Genomic DNA, 801 nt, shown 5'->3' with positions numbered 1-801 from the left:
AGCGTGATGTTTGGTCAACACACACCTCCACTGATACATCGTTTGCACCGAATTGCCTGGCGGGGATGAAACCGTATGGGCAGGCATCACCATCATAGCATGGGAGGGCGTCACAAATGTATCAATGCTGTAAACAACATGATGTTGATCTGCGCCATTCGGCGAACACGTTCATTGCAACACACATATAACAACGGTCAACCATGGGCGCGAATGCCGCATCCGCCGCTCCGCGTCATTCGCCCCACCGGTGGCAGCAGTCAACACTCATGATGAGGAAGCAATCCATCATCAACCTCGATGGGCGATCTTGACGCTGCTCTTTGGGTTCACGCTCCTCACCGCGTGTGCTGAACCTCCAGCTCCTGCGAGTCAGGTGGATGTGCAGGCGACCATTGATGCGGGCGTGCGCGCAACTCTGGCGGCGCAGCCGATGGAGGCGCTATCCACCCACACCCACCAGGAGATAGCCATCAATCACTGCCAGTCGAGCCAGCGCCGCCAGCGCCGCATCAGGAGATGGACGGGCAATGACCATACTCTCGTCAATGGCATACACCATCGCCTGATCTTCGGGCAGGTGGTCTGCATGCGGCAGATACTCGATCATCTCACCGATGCGTTGCATCCGATTGTCCAGCAGTGAGGTCCAGTCCTCAGAAAGCGCCGCCGGTACGACGCATATCCATCCTGGAACAGTGACACCCCATGATGTTAGCAGTGCCGGGAGCAGCGTATCGTCGGTGCACACCACATCGACCCACCCACCGGGTGGTGCACCCCCCGGCGCCAGACGAACCG

Annotated in this window: 1 protein-coding gene; it reads right to left on the bottom strand. The window is 58.4% G+C overall.

Translation table 11 applies throughout. From position 1 onward, the window contains the following. Positions 1 to 442: 442 nt before the first annotated feature. The coding region (locus NW818_RS13620; RefSeq protein WP_414424858.1) for a hypothetical protein at positions 443 to 801 on the bottom strand (359 nt) is incomplete at its 5' end.

Origin of the sequence: Synechococcus sp. R6-5 (genome assembly GCF_047461775.1) — a bacterium.
Classification (GTDB): domain Bacteria; phylum Cyanobacteriota; class Cyanobacteriia; order Thermostichales; family Thermostichaceae; genus Thermostichus.
The sequence above is the reverse complement of the archived record's forward strand: the minus strand, read 5'-3'. Positions and strand labels throughout refer to the sequence as shown.